A 20,778-nucleotide genomic window follows, 5' to 3' on the forward strand; every position below is an offset into this window, starting at 1 on the left:
CCTAATCGCGTAGGGATGAGGGCGACTGCCCGAACCTGAAGCAGCCCGGTCCTTGCGTAGCAAGGAGGCGGCCAATAATTATAAAAACCAAATATAAACCAAGGGTTAGGCGTAACGTATAACTCCGAGACGAACAGTTGGGGGCAAGTAACTGGAAATACAAACTTCGGAAATGATTATACAGTCATGACTGCACAGACTTTGGCAGATAAGGCCAAGACAGAATCGCAGATGAAGGTGGCCGGGACTTACGGAGACGTATTAAAAGATCCTAATTTAATCGCAAATAGTGAAAGTTTAAAATCGATTGCGGATGGTTACGGAGTAAAACCACAAAATCTACCAGAAGTCATTCAGAACCTTTCAGATACGGTACGTAATCCGGATGCAGATCCGGCTTTGAGACAATCTGCACTTTTATCCTTGAATGAGATGATGGGAGCAGTGCATAACGAAGCGTATATAAAGGGTAACCAAAATCTGAAAGATGCGATTCAGAATTCTCCAGCGGTTTCTACCGTTGACGTTCAGGGAAAAGACAAAAACGGAACAGCGGAAGCTGGTTTCTTTAATCAAGTTGGAGAACAAGCTAAGATCTATCTGAACCAACTTGCTGGGAATGCATTTGGAGACTTTGCTTATATCAATGATAAGGGTGAAGTAGTTTTTAGAAGTTGCTTTGTTGCCGGGACGCTTGTTCATACGAAGGATGGATTGAGGGCTATTGAGACGGTGAAAGTTGGGGATGTTGTATTGACGAAGAGTGATATGACTGGAGAACTTGGTTACAAACGAGTTTCTAAAACATTTGTTCGCCAAACAGAGACGATCTTCAAAGTGATTTTTGTTGACGGAACCATGTTAGAGACTACGTGGAATCACCCATTCAGACGCTTGAAGGCTGAATTTAAAGATCAGGATTATCGAATAGAGAACTCCGAATGGAAAGAAGCTAAGGATCTTCAATCCGGAGATATTACTATAACAGCGAATGGAGAAATCCTGGAAATCGAAGAGATCATTATTGAAAATCGCTTTGAGACAGTTTATAACTTTGTTGTAGATGATTTTCACACATACTTTGTAGGTGAAATCGGAGTTTGGGTGCATAATCAGGATTATAGTAATAAATATTCGGACAGGCGAGCAATTCACGATGAAATTGAGGCAAAGCTGGATATAAGAAACCATGTTGCAGACGTAACTGCAGGAGGTTTGTTGGATGGGACGCTTGAAGTGGCAAAATCTATTGGTAAGACACTTTACAGAGGAGCAACGGGCGCACTTGGTTTTCTCGGGATAGCACTTGAAGTTGGATCTGAGGGTTATGCATTTCAGAAGAAGTTAAAAGAAATGGCTGAGACTAGAGATACAAAAGACGCAATTCGCCTCATGGATGACTTGCTAATGAGAGAAGAAAAGAAAGCTAAACGCGAATTCCGTGACGTGAACGGCGGTCTTGATATCTTAATTAATAAGAGGAAAGATTTTCTGGATACAATCGAAGGCAAGACGACTTACGATACTACTGTTGGGGATCTTGCTGATCCACGTATAAATCAACAGCATAGAGATCATAATAAGGAAGTAGCATTTCAGCAGAAAAATATAGATTTAGACATGCGAGAGCGGGATGTATTCAATAAAACTTATTACGAAAAGATGAAGCTAATGGATCAGGCTAGGACTTTTGGAGAAAATGGAGACTATCGTTCAATGCTTAATATTGCCGACAAAGCTTTAATGTATCGAGGACATTCGGATGGGTACGCAGAAATGGAAATGATCCGTCATTTTCAAACAGTAAAAACGGTTGGATCGTTCTCGCATCAGACAATCACTGAATCTCCGAGTAAGGCTTCTACTATTTCAATTAATCCAACTTTACCGGAGATTCAAAAGGCCTATGAAGAATATATGAAAATAAGGGAGAGAAATATTCAAGATGGAAAGAAGACCAATTGTCAGGATAGAACGTATAATGGAGGGTACTATGTTGTTCCGGTATGTTATAGTAATTAATTTTTTAGTGTTGATCATCTTGAAATGCCAAGCGGCAAAGAAGGAGATTTTCGAACTCCCCGAAGTGAGAAAGCAATTCGTCAACAATATTGATTTTAAAAAAGCAGAATTTAATAAAGACTCTCATTTATACTCGCAATATTTTGATACTAGTGTGCTTACTTATTCTATTTCTTGGAATGAGAAGGGAAGTGTATCCTCTGAATCTTTACAAAAGAATGAAGATGTGGAAATATTTATCTATCAGGATGGAGAGTTAAGCATGAAGGCTAAAATGAAAAGACATGCATTCAAGCCGTATTACAAAGAAGATATTGCTGAAAGTATAGAACAAACAGAGGACTCTATCTTCTATTATTTGAAAAGTAAATAAGCAGAGTCAGGATTCAATTGGCTCGAAGATTATCGATTGCTGTTGATTTATCTCTCCCGTGCAGAATCCACGTAAAACCGAGAAAGATTTGTCCGGATATCCGGACACCTGCTCTGGGTAAGAAAACTAACACTCTTTTTCTGTAGATAATTGAGATTAACACTGAGGACAGTTGATTTTTCTATTCTCAATGATTCTTTTTGCGACAGCTTCTTTGATTTGAGTGGAGAATCTTAATTTATCTGGAATAGCTCCGTTTAAAACATCATTTGGAGGGGCACTACATGAAACAATCCTTCCAGTAGGAGTGTTGCCTCCAAGTGCAAGACGGATTGTAAAAAATTTTACCCCTCGCGTCTTAGCGGCCCTGCGTGAAACAAAAATGGAGCAAAATATTCAAGATGGAAAGAAGACCAACTGTCAAATCAGAACGTTTAATGGAGGTTATTTTGAAGTTCCAGTATGTTATAGTAATTAGTTTTTTTGTATTAATTAATATTGGCTGTCAAATTTCTAAAAAGGAAACTTTTGATCTACCGCATATTAGGAAGATCCATTTTCAAGATATAGACTTCGACAAAGCTACTTATGATAAAGATACGAGAATGTATTCGCAGTTTTTTGAAACACCAGGATATGTTTATTCAGTCGGCTGGGACAAAAAGGATGTAATAATTGGCGAGATGTATAAAAAGGGTGGTCTGATTGAAATATATACATATCACGATAATCGATTAAATTCGAAAACTAAATCCAGAAGAGGTGAATTCGAGCCATACTACAAAGAAGATATTGCTGATAATGCAGAGCAAACGGAAGATTCTATCTTTTACTATTTAAAAAATAAATAAGAAGAGTCTGGATTCAATTGGCTCGAACATTATCGATTGCTGTTGATTTATTCCCTCCCCCGCCAGTGACGCGCACCGCACACATCGAATAATTTAAAATCAACAAATCATTTATTTTTTGTTAGACGATCCGATTTATGCGGAGTATATATAAATCTGTGTGTTCGATGATTAGATTTCTAAAATACTTCTCTGTCACATTTTGCATGACGTTTTTGTTGGGATGTTTTTCCAATTACCAATCCGCATATGTAAATAATGGGGCCGGTCTTAGAATCCGTTCCGCTCCTAAACTTTCTTCCGAAAAGACTGCAATGATTCCTCATAAAGGAGAAGTGAAAATCCTAGAAAAGGACCAACGATTAGCTCATATAGATGGATTCGAAAATTATTGGTATAAGATCAAAAGTGAAGAAGGAGAAGGTTGGGTTTTCGGTGGATACCTAAGTTTTAAACATCCGGATTTTCTTCCCCCAGGTTCAAATTCGTATACGGGTCTTGTTTATCGCCATCGAATCCAATCTCTGAAACTAATTCGTAGTCAGTTTATAAACCAGGATTTGTTCTTAAATATTTACCAAGCGGATCCAAAACATATTTTTGCGTTTTTAGAAAGAAAGAACCAGATCTCGGAAAATCTGATCGAATGGAAGATCTTACATGCAATTACGTTGGATATTCCCCAAAAAGACGAAGAAATATTAAATCGCGTTACCGCTCAATGTAATACTCCAGGGTTAGATGGTCAAGAAATCATACTTGCGATCTTAAAGATCCAAATGCGTAAGACCGGAGTAACAATCGGAAATCATTATGAGTTGGTATTGGATAAACTGAAAATCCGCAAGGCTTGGACTCTAAGTGAAGACGAATCTTTTCTGCAGCCTGTTCTGAAAACGAAGGGGATAGAGTGCACAATTTTCGATCCGGGAAATCAGTTGAAGGCGATCTCAGAGTGAGCAACGTTTTGGCTAAACTTTCAAGCTTCCTGCATTTATTTTTGAGAATTTTAAAGCTTCAACCGAACAAAACTATCTCTACCTGAAAGATCCTTTTTTAGATCCGCCTCGGAGTATCCGAGGGAAAGTGCAGTTTCTTTTAACCAGCTAGAATATCTAGGATGGGTTTCTAGATAAAGCTTTCCTTGGGTCCTAAGCTTGGACTTTGCCTCTGTTAGGATTTTTGTATGGAAACCTTGGAAATCGGATACGAATAAAGCGAGATGCGGCTCGTAATCGGCAACGTCAGGCATGATCGTCGATTTATCCGATTCCGGAATATAAGGTGGATTAGAAACGATTAGATCGAATTTGGTCTCGTTAGGAATAGGGGAGAGCAGATCTCCGTGATAGAGTTCGAAACTTCTTTCTGCATTTAAGATTTCCTGAATATTCTTCCGATTGATCTCTAATGCGGATTCGGAAGCGTCCGTGAAAGAAACTTTCCATTCTTTTCTGGCCTTGGCAAGACTGATCCCGATACATCCACTGCCAGAACAAAGGTCCAATACTTCTAAATTGTTTTCTTTGTTGGGATATTCTTCCAAAACCCAAGCGACTAATTCTTCCGTTTCCGGTCTAGGAATCAGAACCGATTCGTTCACATAGAATTCTGAATCGAAGAATGCTTTCTTCCCAATGATGTATGCTGTAGGTCTAAATTTGGATCTTTGGACGATTCTTTCTCTGTATTCGTCTTTTTCGGATAAGGAAAGTGGTCTTTCGAAGTCTATATAGAGTTTTACTCTTTGGATCTTGAGTAAGTCTGCGAGTAATATCTCCGCATCCAATCTTGCGGAAGGTATGTTTTTCTTTTTTAAGAATTCTTCCGATTTCTTGAGTAGGTTCAGAACGTTGTCTTGGGAATCTGCCATGGTTTGATGGTGGCCCCGAGAGGATTCGAACCTCCGACCAAAAGTTTAGGAAACTTCTGCTCTGTCCACCTGAGCTACGGGACCTTTATCTTTAGAACGCGGGTATTCGGTTAAGAAGGTTTGCGCTTCTGGGAGACTATTCTCTGGAAGTCGTTAATATTGTGAATAACGATTTTGTCGGAGTAGATCTCGATTTTGCCACTTTTAGCAAATTGATTCACAACCTTTTGGACTTCTCCCACAGGTTGGGCACACCAATCTGCCACGTCTTCTACAGTGACGTTGAGCACGACCTCTTTGAATTCGGTATGAGTGTGCATCTTCTCATACAACATTAAGAATACGTCGGCCACTTTTCCGATGATATCGTCTAGCAATAGGATGAGCAATCTTCGTTTTGCGTCGTAAATTCTTACGGAGAAGATTGTGAGAATCTTGAGCGCAAGCGTAGGGTTCTTGGTCATTAGGAGTTCGAAGTTGGCTCTATTGAAGTTCAGAACTTTTACTTCTGAGATTGCGATTGCCGTAGCACTTCTAGGTTGTTCTTCTAAGATCGCCATCTCTCCGAAGATATCTCCTTGTTCCAGGATATCTAAAGTTTTGATGGAATTCCCCACGGTTTTGGTAATCTTTACTTTTCCTGCTTGGATCAGAAAGAAATCGTTTCCTGGTTCGTTTTCACAGAATATGATCTGGTTCGGTTCGAAAGTTTTTCCGAACTTTGAGAACATTGACTCGAGCATTAAATCCATTTAGGTGCTGAGCTCCTTGGCTTTTTGGCGAGCCTTCTGGGAAAGACTGTCTCTTTCGGGAGGAAGTAATGCTACCTTGCCGAATAACATTCCTGCTCTTTGACGATCTCCTTGTTGTTCCGCGATCTCGGCCAAATGAAATAAAGACTCTTTTACTGATTCTCCGGATGGGTGTTTTTTGATATAAGCAGAGAAGGTATTGCTTGCAGTATCCAAATTATTCAACTTTAAGAAACAAACACCCATTTGGAAAAGTGCGTTGTCCACGAGCTTCTTCTCGCTATCATATTTGAAATCTGTGCGAACCATTAGGTCTTTAAATATACCGGCCGCTTCTTCGAATTTTCCTACATTCAAGAACGTATGAGCGCGGTTATAAAGAGAAGTAATCGTATTGTCAGTTCCTGCCCCGAGATTCGTTTTTTCCGTAGCAGGTTTCATAATATTCTGCAGATTTTCCTGGGACATAGGAGCTCTGGTAGAAGCTGCATCGTAGACTAACGGTGGCATATTGATAGGATAAGGTGTTCCCTTTCTTGCTAGATCTTGTAGCTCGGTTGCTCTTCCTGCATAAGCCCCGCTAGGATAATGTTCTAAATATTTTGCGAATCCGTAAGCTGCGTGTTCGAAGTTATTGTTTTTATAAAATACTTCGGCGACGTTCATAAGCTCGAATGCAGGATTTCTGGCTTCTGCCTGGCCTAAAATTTCTCTCAGTTTTTTGTGAACCAGTCGCAATTGGCTGGAGAAAACCTTCATCATCTTTAAGATCAGATGGGTTTTTTCGGCTACGAATGTTTCGAAGTCTGAAAGTTTAAAAACTAAGACTGTGGCTCCACCTACAACCTGAGCGGTTTCTTCCCTAGGATACTTTCCGAGTGCTGATTTGACTCCGAAAAACTCTCCCAGTCGTACGTCTTCTTTAACCTCGTAACCGGAATCAATCGCGGTGTACGTGAGAACGACTCGACCTTGTCTGAGGACGTAAATATCCTCCGATCGATCTTTCTCGAAGTAAATAATGGAGCCGCCTTTATAAGTTCGGATTATGGGCCCAGCCAAGACCGTTACCTTCTTCTCTAAATCTTACCCGACAGGAAAAAATGCCAAATCCTTTTTGTAACCAAGGGCCCGGGTGACCGATTCTAGCAACCCTAGGGGGTCTCCTGCAAGGTATTTATCGGTTCCGGCGATCTTAATTTCGCGCCCTGTCACGCCTGTTTCGTCAAAAAAATCTTTCAAAGAAAGGTCACCGTAGGAAGGTTTCCCGTCCTTCACCACCAAACGTACGGACTTAAGATCCGCAGTGCAAAGTGTTTGGTAGGCGTCTTCTTTTTCGGAAGAAAGAACTAAAAGATCCGCTTTTTTTCCGATTTCCAATTTGCCCAGATCGTTCTCTACCCGAAGCGCCTTTGCCGGATTTTCGGTGACCATCTTAAAAACAATTTTAGGATCCAATTCTTTTCCATATTCTTTGGCAAAAAATTCCCGTGCGGCTCTGATCTCTTGGAAAATATTTATAGAACCGGACATTGGAGAATCAGTGCCCAAACTCACGTTAATTCCTGCTTCCAGGATTTCCCGGATCGGCGCGGTTTTGCCGAACATGAACAAATTGGATTCGGGACACCATACCAAATTTGCCTTTGTTTTAGAAACCGTTTTGATATCTTCCGCATCGAATGCGATCCCATGAACGAGTACTGTGTTTTCTCCCAAACAGCCGAGAGAATTCAATTCTCTTAGGGCATTTTTGGATTCTTCGTCGAATCCTTCGGAGATATGGGTTACAAAGGGAAGGTTCCCTTCTTTCGCTCTCGCGTATTCTATCTGAGGCCCATCTCCCCAGCCGAGAGAATAAGAACAGATACTATGAGCTAAGGTAAAACGTTCCAGAATCCGAACCGGAGATTTATCCAAAAAAGGTTTTTGGACGAAGTGGGGAATATGATCTAAAACGGAAGTCACGCCGCTGATCAGATTTTTATAAGAACCTAATAAATACAACTGCTCCGGTTCGAGTTGTTGCCTTTCTGCATATACTACGGATGATTTGAGATCATTGTCCCAAGGAAGCCAATTCAAATAAGGACGGTTCGTACCAACTTTAGGAAGGTAAGTGCCAAGAAGATGGTCGTGAGCGTTGATCAGCCCCGGATAAACAAAATTTCCTCTTAGATTGATCCGGATCGGCAGAACATCTTTTGGGATCCCGGAGGAGAGAGAAGAAATCCTCCCGTCCTTGATCCGGATAGTTGCGTTCTCCAATACTCCTTGTGGAGTAACGGCTTTAGAATTTACGATTTCCCATTCCATTTAAGTGCAAAAACCTAATATACTTAATAGCCGCGATCAGTATTTCAAAAGTGGGATCGGATCCACAGCTTTGGTACCTTGGTTGATCTGGAAGTAAAGTCCTTTCCCTTCTTCCAATTCTCCTAAAGAATCTCCTGTTTTTACCGTTTCGCCTTCTTTGACGGAAACGGATCTGAGATTTGCATACACGCTAGAGTATCCGCCCTTATGCTCTAATATAATATATTTCCTGTAACCGTCCATTTGGTCCAGTACAACTACTTTGCCGGATCGGATCGGATGAACATCCTTATGTCTGCTAGCCTTGAACAGGACTCCCTTGTTCGGATAATAAGATAGATTAGAATAAGGAAGTGAAACAGGAGGAAGTGCTTTTAAAGGAGAATGGAATTTAGGGGTTCCGGAAGAAGGCGAGTCCTCAGGCAAATTTTTTTCAATTCGAGAAGAATAGGATAGGTTATGAGGGATTTTCAGTTTTTCTCCCGCTTTCAAACCTTCGTTTTCTTTTTTGCCGTTCCATTCTAGAAGTATTCTCCAATCCAATCCGTACTTTTGGGAGATGGAAAATGCGGTTTCCTTCGGTTTGACAGTGTGGATCTTTAAGGGAGTTCCTGCGGAGTCGATTCTATAAGGAAAAGAAATGAGCATCATTCCGAAACATATCAGACGAATGAAATAGAACTCTCGCATACTCTAAAATATCGGCAAATTTCTCCTCCACCAAAAAGAAAAGGGAGCCTGATCGGCTCCCTTTTTTCCAAAAAGAAAGATATTACTGAAAGATCAATCTTCGTCTTTGGAGTTCGGTTTGTATTTTTTCTGTAATTCTTCTGCTACGTTTCTTGGGACAGGAGCGTAACGAGAGAATTCCATAGAGAACTCCGCTTTTCCTTGGGTAGAAGAACGGATCACAGTAGAATACCCGAACATGTCGGAAAGAGGAACTTCTGCTTCCACTTTGCAATATCCGTCTTGCTCGGTAGTGTTGAGGATCATTCCCCGTCTTTGGTTCAAGGAAGCAAGGATTGGACCTTGGAATTCCGCAGGACCGTCGACTTCTACTCTCATGATAGGCTCAAGAATCTGAGGATTTGCTTTGCTGAATCCTTGGCGGAATGCATAACGTCCTGCGATCTGGAATGCCATATCGGAAGAGTCCACATCGTGGTAAGACCCATCATTGATGGTTAGTTTTACTCCGATGATAGGGAATCCGATCATACTTCCACGATCCAAACAGCTCTTGAATCCTTTATCTACAGAAGAGATAAATTCGCGAGGGATTGCTCCTCCCACGACACTGTTTACGAATTCGTAATTTTTATCTTCTTCCAATGGGATAGGTTCGATGAATCCTGCAACACGACCGAACTGACCTTGACCACCCGTTTGTTTTTTGTGGGTGTAATCGAAGTCTGCACGGCTTGTGATAGTTTCACGATATGCAACCTGAGGAGCACCAGTGATCAGCTCCACTCCGTATTCCCTTCTCATCCTTTCGATATAAACTTCGAGGTGAAGTTCTCCCATTCCTTTGATGATGGTTTGTCCGGATTCTTGGTCTACGTGAGTTTGGAACGTAGGGTCTTCCTTGGTAAAGCGGTTGAGAGCTTTTGCCAGGTTGTTCAAATGTTTAGATTCTTTAGCTTCGATTGTAAGAGAGATTACCGGAGCAGGAACGAACATGGATTCCATAGAAACGTTCATTTTTCCGTCAGTAAAAGTATCCCCGGAAGCACAATCGATACCGAATAATGCGATAATATCTCCCGCTTCTGCGTAGTCGATATCTTCCATCTCGTCGGAGTGCATACGGCATAAACGACCAACGTTATGCTTTTTGTTGTTCGACATATTGTAGATGGTCATACCTTTTTGGATCTTTCCTTGGTAGACACGAACATAGGTCAACTGACCATAACGTCCGTCCTCAAGTTTGAACGCGAGGCAAACGAGCGGTTTGTCTTTATCAGAAGGTAGAACTACTTTTTCGGATTCGTTTTTAACGTCCAAAGCGGAGTTAACAACATCCACTGGAGAAGCTAGGTAATCTAAAACTCCATCCAGAAGTTTTTGAACTCCTTTGTTTTTGAAAGCGGAACCCATGAAAACTGGGGTCAGTTTTAAAGAAATAGCTCCATTACGGATCGCAGTTTTGATCTGCTCTACTGTAGGTTCTCCTTCCAGCAAAGCCTCAGTCAATTCGTCCGAGAACATAGAAGCTGCGTCCAAGAGTTCTTCTCTCTTTTTCTGAGCGAGTTCTTGTAATTCAGCAGGAATTTCTTTTTCGGTGATTTCCATTCCGTCTTTTCCTTCGAAATAAACGGCTTTCATGGTAACTAAGTCTACGATTCCTACTAAATCCCCTTCTAGACCGATAGGAATTTGAACCGGAACAGCGTTATGTTTTAGTTTCTCACGTAATTGGTCGATCACCCGGAAAGGATTCGCTCCAGTACGGTCTAACTTATTAATAAAAGCTACACGAGGAACGTTATAGCGGCGCATCTGTCTGTCCACAGTGATGGATTGAGACTGAACTCCGGAAACTCCGCAAAGAACTAAGATCGCGGAATCCAAAACACGTAAGGAACGCTCTACCTCAACGGTAAAGTCAACGTGGCCCGGAGTATCGATGATATTGATAGTATGGCCCTTCCACTGGCAGTAGGTAGCAGCGGATTGGATGGTGATTCCTCTCTCGCGCTCCAATTCCATACTGTCCATCTTCGCACCGACTCCGTCTTTACCACGAACTTCGTGGATGGCATGGATACGGTTAGTATAGAATAGAATCCTCTCGGTCAGAGTGGTTTTCCCTGAATCGATATGGGCGGAAATACCGATATTCCTAGTTTTTAGGAGTTTTTCGGTGGGTTTGAAGTCCGCAACTGCAGTGCTCATTAGAGTCCTCTTTAAAAGTTCACACGGAAAATCCTATTAACACTCTTTAACAGAGCGGAATAAAAACTTTACGTGGATACTAATCTGACTGGGTTCCCTAGGTAAAGGAACCCTAATTCTTACCAATTTTCGGAAAGGGGCGCGTTTGTAAAGATCGTTTCCAAGAATAGATGGTGATCCTGGTCTGTATTATAGGAAATTCATTGCCCCGCTGTGCCAGGGTCAAAATAGTTTCTGGAAGGGTAGTTTTTCCCTTATACATGGGCTCATTCAAGTTCTTTAAACGAAATGTAAACAGAATCGCCAGGGCGTTTTTGCTATTGTCAGTAGCAAGGATTCTTTGTCTTGCCTTTGCAGGAGCGATCTTGATTGGGTCCTTCATGATCTATGCTTCGGAAGAAGGTAGGATCTCCTATGCGGATTCATTCTATTTAGCTGCCTCTGCCATCTGTGTTACCGGATTAACTACGGTTAGTATCAGCGAACTGGCATTCTCCACCCAAGTGATTATCATGTTCTTATTCCAGATCGGTGGATTGGGAATTATTACATTTACGGTTCTCGTAGGGATTCTGGTGGTTCGAGGACTTTCCAGAAGTACTAGGATCGCAGCATTCGTGTTCGAAGCGATAGACTCTCACGAATCAGCGGATGGGAAAAGTAAAAATGCTCCTTATGTTCGAAGGATTCTATTATCTATTTTGAATATATCCGTTTCGATAGAATTATTAGGCGCGTTCTTATTGTATTGGGCAATGCCGGAAGATCTAAGCGGATTACCTGGAGATCCGAATCGAGTTTTTTTAAGTTTATTCACTTCTGTTTCCGCATTCAATAACGCAGGATTTTCCATAGTAGACGATCTTACATTCTTATCCAAAGAGCCACTTTCTCTTTTGGTGGTAGAAAGTTTAGTAGTTATGGGAGGCATCGGTTTTCCGGTTATTTTATTCTTCGAAAAAACATTACTCGAAGCGTTCAGAAACGTAATGCATAGAGTAGAAGTGGTCATGGAAACTTATCTCATGTCCCGTGCATTGGAAGAAGGTAAAGAACCTTCTTGGATCTATCTCATCCTGATTCGTATGTCTTTCTGGGCCGAGGAAAGACTGGCTCTATACAGAAAGGCACTCAAGGGAGAAGCGAACAGGATACAAATGAAGCTTCTACTTTATGGAACCTTAATATTGGTTCATGTGGGTGGGATTGGGGTATTATTGGCAGAATGGGATAATCCTGAAACCATAGGGAAACTAGGATTTGTGGACAAACTATTCAACTCATTCTTCCTCTCCGTTTCTTCCAGGACGGCTGGATTTAATACGTTCGATCTTTCTGAAATGAGAAGTCCGACTTACGTTCTTCTTTGCTCTTTGATGTTTGTGGGAGGTGGTCCTCAGGGAGCCGCGGGTGGTATCAAGATCACAACCTTTGTAATTCTATTAATGTATCTTAGAAACGTAATTAGTCCTCAAGCAAGAGTAACCATCATGGGGGAAGAAGTTTCTAAAAACTCGATTGCGATCTCTACTCGGATCTATTTTTTAGCAACAATATCTATCGTGTTCTTTATGCTGGTAATCACGATTGCGAACGGACATAGACATGGAATAGAAGAAATCTTTTTCGAAGTTATGTCTGCGTTTGGTACTGTTGGATTAACAAAAGGATTAACTCCTTATATCACTGGAGTAGAAAAGTTTTTATATCCTTGTATTATGTATGTGGGAAGAGTAGGTGTGTTCACTCTTCTGATCGCGTTTACCGGCCATTCCGGATTAGGGACCTTGGGAGCCCAAGACGACGGAGTCAAGATCCAGGTAGGATAACTCGTTGTTTTAAGAAAGTTGGTGAGCCTCTGCCAATTTAAAATAATAGATATAACGATCCAGTTTTAGATCATGAACTACTGAGATGAGTTCGAAACCTATCGCTCCTAACGGATCGAATGCGTCTTGTGTCAGAGGGTCTTTACTTTCCACGATCTTGTATGTTATTTTCCTGTTCATAATGGAAAATTAATAAGCTAACAATGAGTAATCGTAAAGCTTAAAATTTAAAAGTGAAGATTTGGATTTTAATCCTTTCAGACTAGTTTTTTGTTTTTGTCACTTGTGGAATCTTCCCCTAAAACCTGAGAAATCTCCTCCCATTTTAGAGCTAAAATTCCCTTGCAAGCCTTCTATTTCAGTTCAATCTGGCCCCTAAAGCGAACCTGATTTCGGGAGAGAGAATGTTATTTTCCTATATAAAACTTTTAAGGCCCCACCAGTGGATTAAAAATATCATCCTATTTGCTGGGATCATATTCGGGAAAAAATTAGGAGACCTGGAATCGGTAGAAAGGGCAATTTACGCCTTTTTTCTATTTTCATTAACCGCAAGTTGCCAATACGTTCTAAATGATTTTCTGGATCGAAAAGAAGACGCACTTCATCCTGAAAAAAAGCATAGGCCCTTGGCTTCCGGGGCGATCTCTCCCACTATAGCACTTTTACTGACAGCAGTTTTACTTTCGATCACCTTAGTTCTGTCCTTTAAATTACAGGCAGAGTTCTTTTATTGGGTCGCAGGTTATCTGATCTTTAATATAGTTTATAGCCGTTTCTTAAAACATATGGTTATCTTAGATGTGATGAGCATCTCCTTCGGATTCGTTGTGAGAGCGATCGCAGGTTCCATCGTTGTTGGAGTGAGCTTCTCTTCATGGCTTCTTCTCTGCACATTCATGTTGGCTCTTTACTGGGGCTTCGGAAAAAGAAGGGGAGAACTTATCATATTGGAAGAAGGAGCTAAGGGGCACAGAAAAATCCTAGAAGAATACTCGGTTAATTTCTTGGATTTGATGATGGGGATTGTAGCCACAATGACATTAGTCACCTACGTTATGTACGTTACCAGCCCTCATACGATTGAAAATCTTGGCACAGATAAAATGGTGTATACGATCCCGATCGTAGTTTATGCAATCTTTAGGTCTTTGTATATTATCTATATCAAAAATATGGGCCATAATCCTACTAGGGCAATTTTGACGGACTGGGGTGTCCTTATGGCGGGATTTCTCTGGCTTTTACTTGTTGTTTGGATTATGTATTCAGGTTCCGGACAAAGTCTTCCTTTTCAGTTATAGTCTAGGTCTAACTAAGGCATGAACAAAAGAGTAAAAGCAGGATTTCAGTACGGAGGAGCATTGGCCCTTCTACTTTCCGCAACTTTTTTTCTCGCCTGGTTTAGAGCCTTGGATACGGAACCCGTAGTGAGTTTGGATGGAAAAGAATTCAGAACTCCTATAGGTGAAAAAGCGAATATAAAAGGCAAAACTACAGTAGTATATTTTTGGGCGACCTGGTGCGGAGTTTGTAATACGAATCTTCCTCTGGTCAAGTGGTATGCTTCCACACTCAAAGATCAAAATCGTTTCGCATTCATTAGTGTAGAAGAAGGAGAAAGTTCCTCCGCTCTCAAAGATTATCTCGAAAAACAAGCGGTGGATTTTCCTGTGATCGTAGGAAATCCGATGTTACTCAGAGATTGGGGCATTAGAGGTTATCCTAGTTTTTATATTTTGGACGGAGAAGGGAAGGTCAGATTCGCAGAATCCGGAATTATGAGTCCTTTGGGCATGTTCCTAAGGCTGATCTGGGCTAGAATTTTCTGGTCCTAGCCTCTTAAAAGTTTCCGTCTTTTTTCTCATCTTTGAATTTATCACCTCTAATTTCCGATAATCAATCCGATGGACTCGTACAAACCGAAACCACTCTTAAACAAATCTGAACTCAAACAGATCAAACGTTCCAGGACTCGGGTTCACGGCCAAAAAGTAATTACAGACGACGTCAAAAAGTTAAAATCACTTAGCGTCACTCCCGACTTACCAGAAGAAGAATTAGTAAATTATTATAAAGAGCCGATCTGGATAGAATATTATATCCCAAGAGAATCCAGATTCGCTTACGAGATCAAATATCTTTACGTATATCTTGTTAACTCGGAACCAAGACCCGCTCCAATGGATTCAATCTTAAGAGAAGCTTTGAAGAATGACCAGTTTGTGGATCTTGTGGATATAGCAAGGCTTCATCCTGAAAAAGAAAAACTGATCCGAGCTTCTTACACAAATTCTTGGCCATTTTTCGAATCAATTTCTAATGGATACAAACAATACCAACAAACCAAGGATCCGTACTACTTAAGAGTTCCTCTATATCATACTGAAAATCTAATGAAAAGAGAACCTTCTCTTTCTACTTTGGAATTCACAGGAAATTTTTTTATTCATAATCTGAATTGGTTGATCCGCAGAATGAATAGAGGTGGAAAAGAATTCTCCTTAGAAGATGAAACAATCTCCATTCTGATCAAAAGAAGGAATGAATACTGGGAGAAAAAAAATCTCCCTACAGACGAGGACTTTGATTTATTTGCTGCATTATTCTACGAGCAGGCATTTCCTAATAGAGGTCTGGAAGAAATAGAAGCCGCAGAACTTTTGGACGAAGACACTTATTTTTAATCTTTTTCAAAACGAGACCCATTGAACTTATATACGATCTGGGTCGTAACGCCTGACGTTTCATCACCTTCCGGCGGAGAAATCCGATCTATGTTGATTGATAGATCATCTTCGTGAAAATAAACATGGTCTCCTTCGTTTGCGAATATTTCTTCTAAGTTATTGCCAACTTTGGAAAAAGCAAAAACGGTATCATATTCACCGCAAGAAAATCCATCGCAGCTACTGTAACCGCTGATATATCTTAATATTGCTACATAATAGGTTTTACCTTTATGCTTAAACGTACTGACCTGTACACTTTCAACATCTACTTCTTTACCTCCGGATTGATCTATCTTTTCTATGATCTTTTTCTTTAAGGAATCCTGGGGATGAATTGATATATAGAGAGAAGGGTATCTTTTCGCTGTTTTTACTAAATTTGAAGAAATATAACCTTCCGCTAAAACAGTAACCGTAACATCATCCTCGAAGCCTGGTCTGCTTGCGTTTGCCTTATATACTTTGAAATAAACTTTACCGTCCGATCGGACTAACCTTCCTGTGATTGGAAGAAATTCTTCAGAACGAATATCCGCATATTTGCTTTGTGCCTTTAATTTCCCATTTTTAAAATCATACAATTTGTCCGGGGCCTCTAGGATATACACCCAACCTTCTTCTCTCATTTCCAAATCTTTTTGGGCTAGAAGAATATTAGGGTCTTCACCCCTCATAATATAGGGAGTAAAAACGAAACCTATTTTGCCGTCGTTGGATTTTACCTTTGCCCAGGTTCCTGAGTTACCATCGATATTAACTTTATTTTGGCCTTCCGCTAAGATCTCTACAGTTTCTCTAGTTTTAAGTTTTCCTAAAACTTTTCCTTCACTTCCCGGATAGTCTCTCAATAATAATTGGGTCGCGGTAACGATTCCAAATCTTTCTTTGATTGGAGCTAGGAAAATCTGGATCCCGTATTTAGAACCTTTATTTTCCTCTTGGATAAATCCAGTTTTATCTTTTTGTCGGATTTTTAGCCATGGAGTTCCGTTTGTTGAATTCAAATCTTTAATATTTGTGGCAAGGACCTCGTATGGGTTTGTCTTATCTATGGAAAATACAACCTCACTTTTTAAGGAAGGATTACGAAACGCCTTAAGATCATTGCTAGATACATGTCCAAAACCTTTTGGGACTGTCGCACAGAATTGAGATGTAAGAAATATGTTTAGAAAAAATAGAAAAATACTATAATGTTTAAGTTTCAAAACTTTGGTCTCCAAAGGATGAAAAATTAGTAAATGCCGAAAAATGTCGATCGGAATAATTTTCATAATGTTATGATATATTCAGATTCTGATATGTCATTATGGAAGAAATAGAAGCGGCAGAACTTCTGGACAAAGATTAATTTCACCATATCTCTTCCAAAAAAAGGATGCAGTTTTTAGGCATCTTGTATGTCTAAGAGTTACAGGAGAAGACATTGGAAACTAGTATCTCAATTTATTCGGACGTGGTTTGCCCTTGGTGTTATATAGGCAAAAAAAGGTTGGAGAAGGCAATCGAGTCCTGGGAAGGCGATCATCCCGGGGACAAGATCCTCGTAGAATGGAAACCATTCCAATTAAATCCTGATCTTCCAGAACGGGGAGAAGATAGAGAAGCTCACATGGTCAAAAAATTCGGTTCTTTAGATCGGGTAAAAATGATGACCCAAAGGGTTTCCGATATCGCCAAGGAAGATGGATTACAGTTTGCTAATATTCTACAAGGTCACCAACCGAATACTTTTCTTCTCCACGCGCTGATTCGTAAGGCCAGAAATTATGGAAAAGAAGGAGAACTTGCAGAAGTATTCTTTCAAAAGTTTTTTTCGGAAGGAAAAAATCTTTCAGATGATTCTATCATCCAAGAAAGTCTGACACAAGTTGGAGTTCCAATATCCGAATTGGAAGAGGTTCGCAAGGATTCTCCTCTTCTTGCCCAGATTGAAACCGAAGAAAATGAAGGTAAAATGTTGGGAGTGACCGGTGTACCTTTTTATATCTTTAACGAGAAATATGCGGTTTCTGGTGCCCAGCCTGTAGACCTGTTTTTACAGGTTTTTGAAAGATTGCAGTCCGAGGTTGAGGCTTAAGCGGAGATTTCAGTTCCTCTATTAGCACCTTCTCCCATCCATAAAAATAAACGGCGGATCCTGTATAAATAGGCAGCTTCCGCTCTTTCTAACATTCCGTCCGGAACGTTAGGAAATTCGTATTCTCTGATACTTCTGGGACTTCCCGACCAATCGATTGCCTGAAAAAAGGAGTCTTTAGGAGGAGAGGCAAGTGCTAGTCTGTCTCTTAAAAAAAGAAGAAGGTCCTTAGGTTCAAAAAACGCCTTTGCGATGTCCTTCAAACCGGTTGCCAAATTTTGATACACGTTTTCCTTATTAAAATCTATCAGACAAAAGCTGAGGGGAAAATAAGGAGTCCCTAAAAGACCTTTCATTTTTGGGACAAGTTCTCTAATGGAAAAAGATTCCGAATCCAAAACCAAAACCCCAGGTTTGGTTTCCTTTAACATATTAGGAAGTCCTAATATATCCTTGCACCAATGAGCATTGGAACCGCAGGCCCTAAGGAGAGACCTATATTTTGAAAAAAGATCCGAACTTTGTGTGAGTACCACCATCTCTGGATGTAGAGGTTTTGAGAATTTGAAGAATGGAAATTCTTCCAATGCGAATGAATTCAGATCATAAATCCGAGTCGCTCCTGCTCTCACGAAAGAGTTCTTTTCCTCTGCATCGAATCTTCCGATCAGACAAACTTCTCTCGACCAATCATGAGCGGAGCGGATATCCTCAGGACTCGCATCCTTCTTCCAAACTAAAATTTCTTTAGTGGATGGGGGAAACCCAGAACTTCTTACCCATTCCAAATGATCTATTCCTTTCCACTTTAACAAAGCGACTAGGAACTCATGTTCGTCCGAGCTGAGTCGGTGTAGAAGTAAGGCATCGGATAGTAAGTTCATCTCTTTGCAAAGGACGGGTTTTTTCCTTGACCTTGGGGATTTTCGTCCGATCCTAGAATTGGTGCATTGCGGAAAACCCGCAACTAGAAAGGGGAATCGGAAAGAAAAACAAGTTTGCCTTTCAGGCGAACTGCTTTTGTGGGCTTGTCCTGAAAGCGTTGATTACGAGCAAAACCAAGAATGAAAGTTCTGAAAAGATACGCAAACAGAAGGTTGTACGATCCCGAAACCAGCAAAACGATTACTCTAGAAGATGTCGCCGAGATGATCATCGCAGGCGAAGAGATCAAAGTGATCGATAATATGAGCGGAGCGGACATTACTCCTAAGATTCTAGGCCAAACCTTTCTCAAGGTAAGTTTGGGCCAGAGAAACGAAGAATTTTCCAATTATATGCTTTCTGCCCTGATCCGAGAAACAGGCAAAGATATCAGTGCATTATTCGGCCGTTTGGTCCTAGGAGGTATAGGTCTTGCCTATCTAACCAAGGAAAAAATGGATAGGATCCTGCAGAGTATGGTGGCTTTGGGAGAACTTCGTTTGGAAGAAGTGAAAAGTTACCGCGAAGACCTACTCACTCATTTGGCCCAGAGAGCCAGCGAAAACAGCGAACAGATCCAGGAAGACCTGAAAAAAGTAGGTCGAGAATTGGAAGAAGGCGGCGAAAAGGAATTGGCTGTCGAGGATCTATCGGAGAAAATTCGCAAGATTGCGGAAAGAGTCAAGGAAACCGAGTCCTTATAACGGATTTGCGGTCTCCTAAAGTTAAGATCGACCTAACTAAATCCGATAAACAGCATAGGGGGAACCCATGTCGACCGTAAGAATCCTTGTCCTTGGAATTATATTATCACTAACCGCTCAACTTTCTGCAAAAGAGCAGATCTATGAGAAGTTGGACCAATTGTTTTACGACCAAGTCAAAAAATTGGAAAGCGGCAACCTAGAAGAGAGAATCCAGGCTGCAGATTATCTAAGATTCGTAAGCAGTAAGCTGGCGGTCCGCCCTCTTCTGAAGGCATTAAAAGGAAATCCAAACGTTCCTAAATCCGAGGAAAATTCCCCTACCTTAAAATTCACCATCGCCCAAGCATTGGGGGCCATGGAATCCGATGTTGCCGGACCTGGAATGTTGGAAGAATTTAAGAAGATTTCTGCAGTTGTTCAGGAAGGAGATTATCCTTCTTTCAGTTCTCCCGAAGGTTACAATACAGTGATCGCAGCAGGAGAGATTATCCGAAATGTGGGACTTCTTCCATACACTAAAGAAAACCAAGAAGCGATCGTAAACGCTTTGAACCATCCGAATTTTTATGTAAGAGCTTCTGCAGCTGACGGGTTGAAAAACCTAAACCGAAAGGATGTACTATCCCAATTGAATTCCGCAATTGATAAGGAAAAAAATCCTTTTGCGAAAGTTGCGATCCTAAACGCGATCGTTTTTATCAATCGTATCGCGAACCAAAAGTTCTATGATATGTGTGCATTCTTAAAAGACGAATCTCCTCTAGTTCGATATAGGGCATCCATTGCGGTGGGAGAAGTGGATCTAAAAGCGGGAGAATATTCTCTTAGAGAAGCGTTACTCATCGAGCACGATAAAATGGTAAGAGAGCAGATCAAAAAGGACCTGGCAAGTGTGACAGGATTCAAGATGCCTGCAAATACTCTATTGTTTAGCGACTGATCTTTTCTTATACTGCTTAAGATAGAAAAAGCCTCCGAGTTCGGGGGCTTTTTGTTTTATGGGGTGTTCAAGAAGAAGGGTGTGAATAAAACCCTGGGAGATACTGGGATCGAACCAGTGACCTCTACCATGTCAAGGTAGCGCTCTAACCAGCTGAGCTAATCCCCCGGTAATCGTCAGTATTTCGACCAATAGCACAGCGTAAAGCCTTTGTTGTTAAGGAAGCTCCAGAGAAGAAGTTTCCATTTTCTCCGATAGAAAGCTCTTCCGCTCATTTTTCTAAAAAGAAGAAGGTCCGCTGATTCCAGAAATACCTCTTTTGGTCGTTGATTTTTCGTAAAACGAATGTTATAAAAAGGGCTTTTTATAGGAAATTTCCTTCTTTTTCTGGCCGATTTCGAAATCGGCAAGGGTTTTCCGGGATCGGCGGGCGAACCCGTTTGGAAAGGTTTATAGTAAGCCTCACGAAACCCGA

General features: G+C 40.9%; 20 protein-coding genes and 2 tRNA genes. 11 read left to right on the forward strand and 11 right to left on the reverse strand.

The genetic code is table 11. The features are described from left to right. The first annotated feature begins 186 nt into the window (after positions 1–186). From CH365_RS04390 to CH365_RS04410, 4 genes are all read left to right on the forward strand, one after another. The gene (locus tag CH365_RS04390) at positions 187–2,022 is read left to right on the forward strand and encodes a polymorphic toxin-type HINT domain-containing protein (RefSeq protein ID WP_100767378.1); all 1,836 of its coding nucleotides are present in this window, start codon (positions 187–189) and stop codon (positions 2,020–2,022) included. Next, entirely contained in the window at positions 1,994–2,395 is a 402-nt protein-coding gene (locus tag CH365_RS04395) for a hypothetical protein (protein ID WP_100767379.1), read from the forward strand. The genes CH365_RS04390 and CH365_RS04395 overlap by 29 nt, the downstream gene beginning before the upstream one ends. Before the next feature lie 401 nt (positions 2,396–2,796). Further along, a complete protein-coding gene (locus CH365_RS04405) occupies positions 2,797–3,246 on the forward strand; it encodes a hypothetical protein (RefSeq protein ID WP_125226291.1) in 450 nt (149 codons plus the stop codon). A gap of 206 nt (positions 3,247–3,452) precedes the next feature. Further along, positions 3,453–4,205, forward strand: a complete 753-nt coding sequence (locus tag CH365_RS04410) for an SH3 domain-containing protein (protein ID WP_244282983.1) — start codon at positions 3,453–3,455, stop codon at positions 4,203–4,205. A gap of 50 nt (positions 4,206–4,255) precedes the next feature. On the opposite strand, the gene prmC is transcribed toward CH365_RS04410, so the two are convergent. The 7 genes from prmC to fusA form a co-directional block, all read right to left on the reverse strand. Continuing rightward, positions 4,256–5,119 carry a peptide chain release factor N(5)-glutamine methyltransferase gene (gene prmC / locus CH365_RS04415; protein WP_100767382.1) on the reverse strand — a complete coding sequence of 288 codons (864 nt, stop codon included), beginning with the start codon at positions 5,117–5,119 and terminating at the stop codon, positions 4,256–4,258. Between the two features lie 7 nt (positions 5,120–5,126). Beyond that, positions 5,127–5,203, reverse strand: a tRNA-Arg gene (locus CH365_RS04420). A 26-nt stretch (positions 5,204–5,229) separates the two neighbouring features. Further along, the gene (locus tag CH365_RS04425; RefSeq protein WP_008594423.1) at positions 5,230–5,871 is read right to left on the reverse strand and encodes a Crp/Fnr family transcriptional regulator; all 642 of its coding nucleotides are present in this window, start codon (positions 5,869–5,871) and stop codon (positions 5,230–5,232) included. After that, positions 5,872–6,933 (reverse strand): tetratricopeptide repeat protein, encoded by a 1,062-nt coding sequence (locus CH365_RS04430; protein ID WP_100767383.1) that lies wholly within the window; start codon positions 6,931–6,933, stop codon positions 5,872–5,874. It abuts the gene before it with no gap. A gap of 24 nt (positions 6,934–6,957) precedes the next feature. Continuing rightward, on the reverse strand, positions 6,958–8,187 hold the full coding sequence (locus CH365_RS04435) for an amidohydrolase family protein (RefSeq protein WP_100767384.1): 1,230 nt from the start codon (positions 8,185–8,187) through the stop codon (positions 6,958–6,960). A 36-nt stretch (positions 8,188–8,223) separates the two neighbouring features. Next, complete coding sequence (locus tag CH365_RS04440) at positions 8,224–8,877, reverse strand: LIC_10271 family cell wall hydrolase (RefSeq protein WP_425268534.1); 654 nt, start codon at positions 8,875–8,877, stop codon at positions 8,224–8,226. A 93-nt stretch (positions 8,878–8,970) separates the two neighbouring features. Then, complete coding sequence (fusA, locus tag CH365_RS04445) at positions 8,971–11,091, reverse strand: elongation factor G (RefSeq protein WP_100767385.1); 2,121 nt, start codon at positions 11,089–11,091, stop codon at positions 8,971–8,973. Between the two features lie 260 nt (positions 11,092–11,351). On the opposite strand from fusA, the gene CH365_RS04450 reads away from it, so the two are divergent. Further along, positions 11,352–12,920, forward strand: a complete 1,569-nt coding sequence (locus CH365_RS04450) for a TrkH family potassium uptake protein (protein WP_100767386.1) — start codon at positions 11,352–11,354, stop codon at positions 12,918–12,920. 9 nt (positions 12,921–12,929) lie between these two features. Here CH365_RS04450 and CH365_RS19950 read toward each other — a convergent pair whose 3' ends face one another. After that, positions 12,930–13,100 (reverse strand): hypothetical protein, encoded by a 171-nt coding sequence (locus tag CH365_RS19950; protein WP_165780436.1) that lies wholly within the window; start codon positions 13,098–13,100, stop codon positions 12,930–12,932. Positions 13,101–13,324: 224 nt separating this feature from the next. On the opposite strand from CH365_RS19950, the gene CH365_RS04455 reads away from it, so the two are divergent. From CH365_RS04455 to CH365_RS04465, 3 genes are all read left to right on the forward strand, one after another. Continuing rightward, positions 13,325–14,224, forward strand: a complete 900-nt coding sequence (locus CH365_RS04455; protein WP_100767387.1) for a decaprenyl-phosphate phosphoribosyltransferase — start codon at positions 13,325–13,327, stop codon at positions 14,222–14,224. An 18-nt stretch (positions 14,225–14,242) separates the two neighbouring features. Next, complete coding sequence (locus CH365_RS04460; RefSeq protein ID WP_100767388.1) at positions 14,243–14,758, forward strand: TlpA family protein disulfide reductase; 516 nt, start codon at positions 14,243–14,245, stop codon at positions 14,756–14,758. A 69-nt stretch (positions 14,759–14,827) separates the two neighbouring features. After that, complete coding sequence (locus tag CH365_RS04465; RefSeq protein ID WP_100767389.1) at positions 14,828–15,607, forward strand: hypothetical protein; 780 nt, start codon at positions 14,828–14,830, stop codon at positions 15,605–15,607. Here the strand turns inward: CH365_RS04465 and CH365_RS04470 are convergent. Next, complete coding sequence (locus tag CH365_RS04470) at positions 15,604–16,860, reverse strand: SH3 domain-containing protein (protein ID WP_165782571.1); 1,257 nt, start codon at positions 16,858–16,860, stop codon at positions 15,604–15,606. The genes CH365_RS04465 and CH365_RS04470 overlap by 4 nt on opposite strands. A gap of 218 nt (positions 16,861–17,078) precedes the next feature. Between CH365_RS04470 and CH365_RS04475 the strand changes: the two genes are divergently transcribed. Next, entirely contained in the window at positions 17,079–17,732 is a 654-nt protein-coding gene (locus CH365_RS04475; protein WP_100767391.1) for a DsbA family oxidoreductase, read from the forward strand. On the opposite strand, the gene CH365_RS04480 is transcribed toward CH365_RS04475, so the two are convergent. Next, a complete protein-coding gene (locus CH365_RS04480; protein ID WP_100767392.1) occupies positions 17,729–18,616 on the reverse strand; it encodes a hypothetical protein in 888 nt (295 codons plus the stop codon). The genes CH365_RS04475 and CH365_RS04480 overlap by 4 nt on opposite strands. Before the next feature lie 180 nt (positions 18,617–18,796). Between CH365_RS04480 and CH365_RS04490 the strand changes: the two genes are divergently transcribed. Next, positions 18,797–19,360, forward strand: coding sequence for a polyhydroxyalkanoate synthesis regulator DNA-binding domain-containing protein (locus tag CH365_RS04490; protein ID WP_100767394.1), 564 nt, complete (start codon positions 18,797–18,799; stop codon positions 19,358–19,360). 67 nt (positions 19,361–19,427) lie between these two features. After that, complete coding sequence (locus CH365_RS04495; protein WP_100767395.1) at positions 19,428–20,303, forward strand: HEAT repeat domain-containing protein; 876 nt, start codon at positions 19,428–19,430, stop codon at positions 20,301–20,303. Between the two features lie 94 nt (positions 20,304–20,397). Here the strand turns inward: CH365_RS04495 and CH365_RS04500 are convergent. Beyond that, positions 20,398–20,471 (reverse strand) — tRNA-Val (locus CH365_RS04500). Positions 20,472–20,778 lie beyond the last annotated feature (307 nt).

This window comes from Leptospira neocaledonica (assembly GCF_002812205.1).
Classification (GTDB): Bacteria; Spirochaetota; Leptospiria; order Leptospirales; family Leptospiraceae; genus Leptospira_B; species Leptospira_B neocaledonica.

Bases quoted from the DNA above. Each gene is read 5' to 3' on its own strand.
- CH365_RS04390 (WP_100767378.1), top strand. From the start codon at position 187: ATGACTGCACAGACTTTGGCAGATAAGGCCAAGACAGAATCGCAGATG.
- CH365_RS04395 (WP_100767379.1), top strand. From the start codon at position 1,994: ATGTTGTTCCGGTATGTTATAGTAATTAATTTTTTAGTGTTGATCATC.
- CH365_RS04405 (WP_125226291.1), top strand. From the start codon at position 2,797: ATGGAAAGAAGACCAACTGTCAAATCAGAACGTTTAATGGAGGTTATT.
- CH365_RS04410 (WP_244282983.1), top strand. From the start codon at position 3,453: ATGACGTTTTTGTTGGGATGTTTTTCCAATTACCAATCCGCATATGTA.
- prmC (WP_100767382.1), bottom strand. From the start codon at position 5,119: ATGGCAGATTCCCAAGACAACGTTCTGAACCTACTCAAGAAATCGGAA.
- CH365_RS04425 (WP_008594423.1), bottom strand. From the start codon at position 5,871: ATGGATTTAATGCTCGAGTCAATGTTCTCAAAGTTCGGAAAAACTTTC.
- CH365_RS04435 (WP_100767384.1), bottom strand. From the start codon at position 8,187: ATGGAATGGGAAATCGTAAATTCTAAAGCCGTTACTCCACAAGGAGTA.
- CH365_RS04440 (WP_425268534.1), bottom strand. From the start codon at position 8,877: ATGCGAGAGTTCTATTTCATTCGTCTGATATGTTTCGGAATGATGCTC.
- fusA (WP_100767385.1), bottom strand. From the start codon at position 11,091: ATGAGCACTGCAGTTGCGGACTTCAAACCCACCGAAAAACTCCTAAAA.
- CH365_RS04450 (WP_100767386.1), top strand. From the start codon at position 11,352: ATGGGCTCATTCAAGTTCTTTAAACGAAATGTAAACAGAATCGCCAGG.
- CH365_RS19950 (WP_165780436.1), bottom strand. From the start codon at position 13,100: ATGAACAGGAAAATAACATACAAGATCGTGGAAAGTAAAGACCCTCTG.
- CH365_RS04455 (WP_100767387.1), top strand. From the start codon at position 13,325: ATGTTATTTTCCTATATAAAACTTTTAAGGCCCCACCAGTGGATTAAA.
- CH365_RS04460 (WP_100767388.1), top strand. From the start codon at position 14,243: ATGAACAAAAGAGTAAAAGCAGGATTTCAGTACGGAGGAGCATTGGCC.
- CH365_RS04465 (WP_100767389.1), top strand. From the start codon at position 14,828: ATGGACTCGTACAAACCGAAACCACTCTTAAACAAATCTGAACTCAAA.
- CH365_RS04480 (WP_100767392.1), bottom strand. From the start codon at position 18,616: ATGAACTTACTATCCGATGCCTTACTTCTACACCGACTCAGCTCGGAC.
- CH365_RS04490 (WP_100767394.1), top strand. From the start codon at position 18,797: ATGAAAGTTCTGAAAAGATACGCAAACAGAAGGTTGTACGATCCCGAA.
- CH365_RS04495 (WP_100767395.1), top strand. From the start codon at position 19,428: ATGTCGACCGTAAGAATCCTTGTCCTTGGAATTATATTATCACTAACC.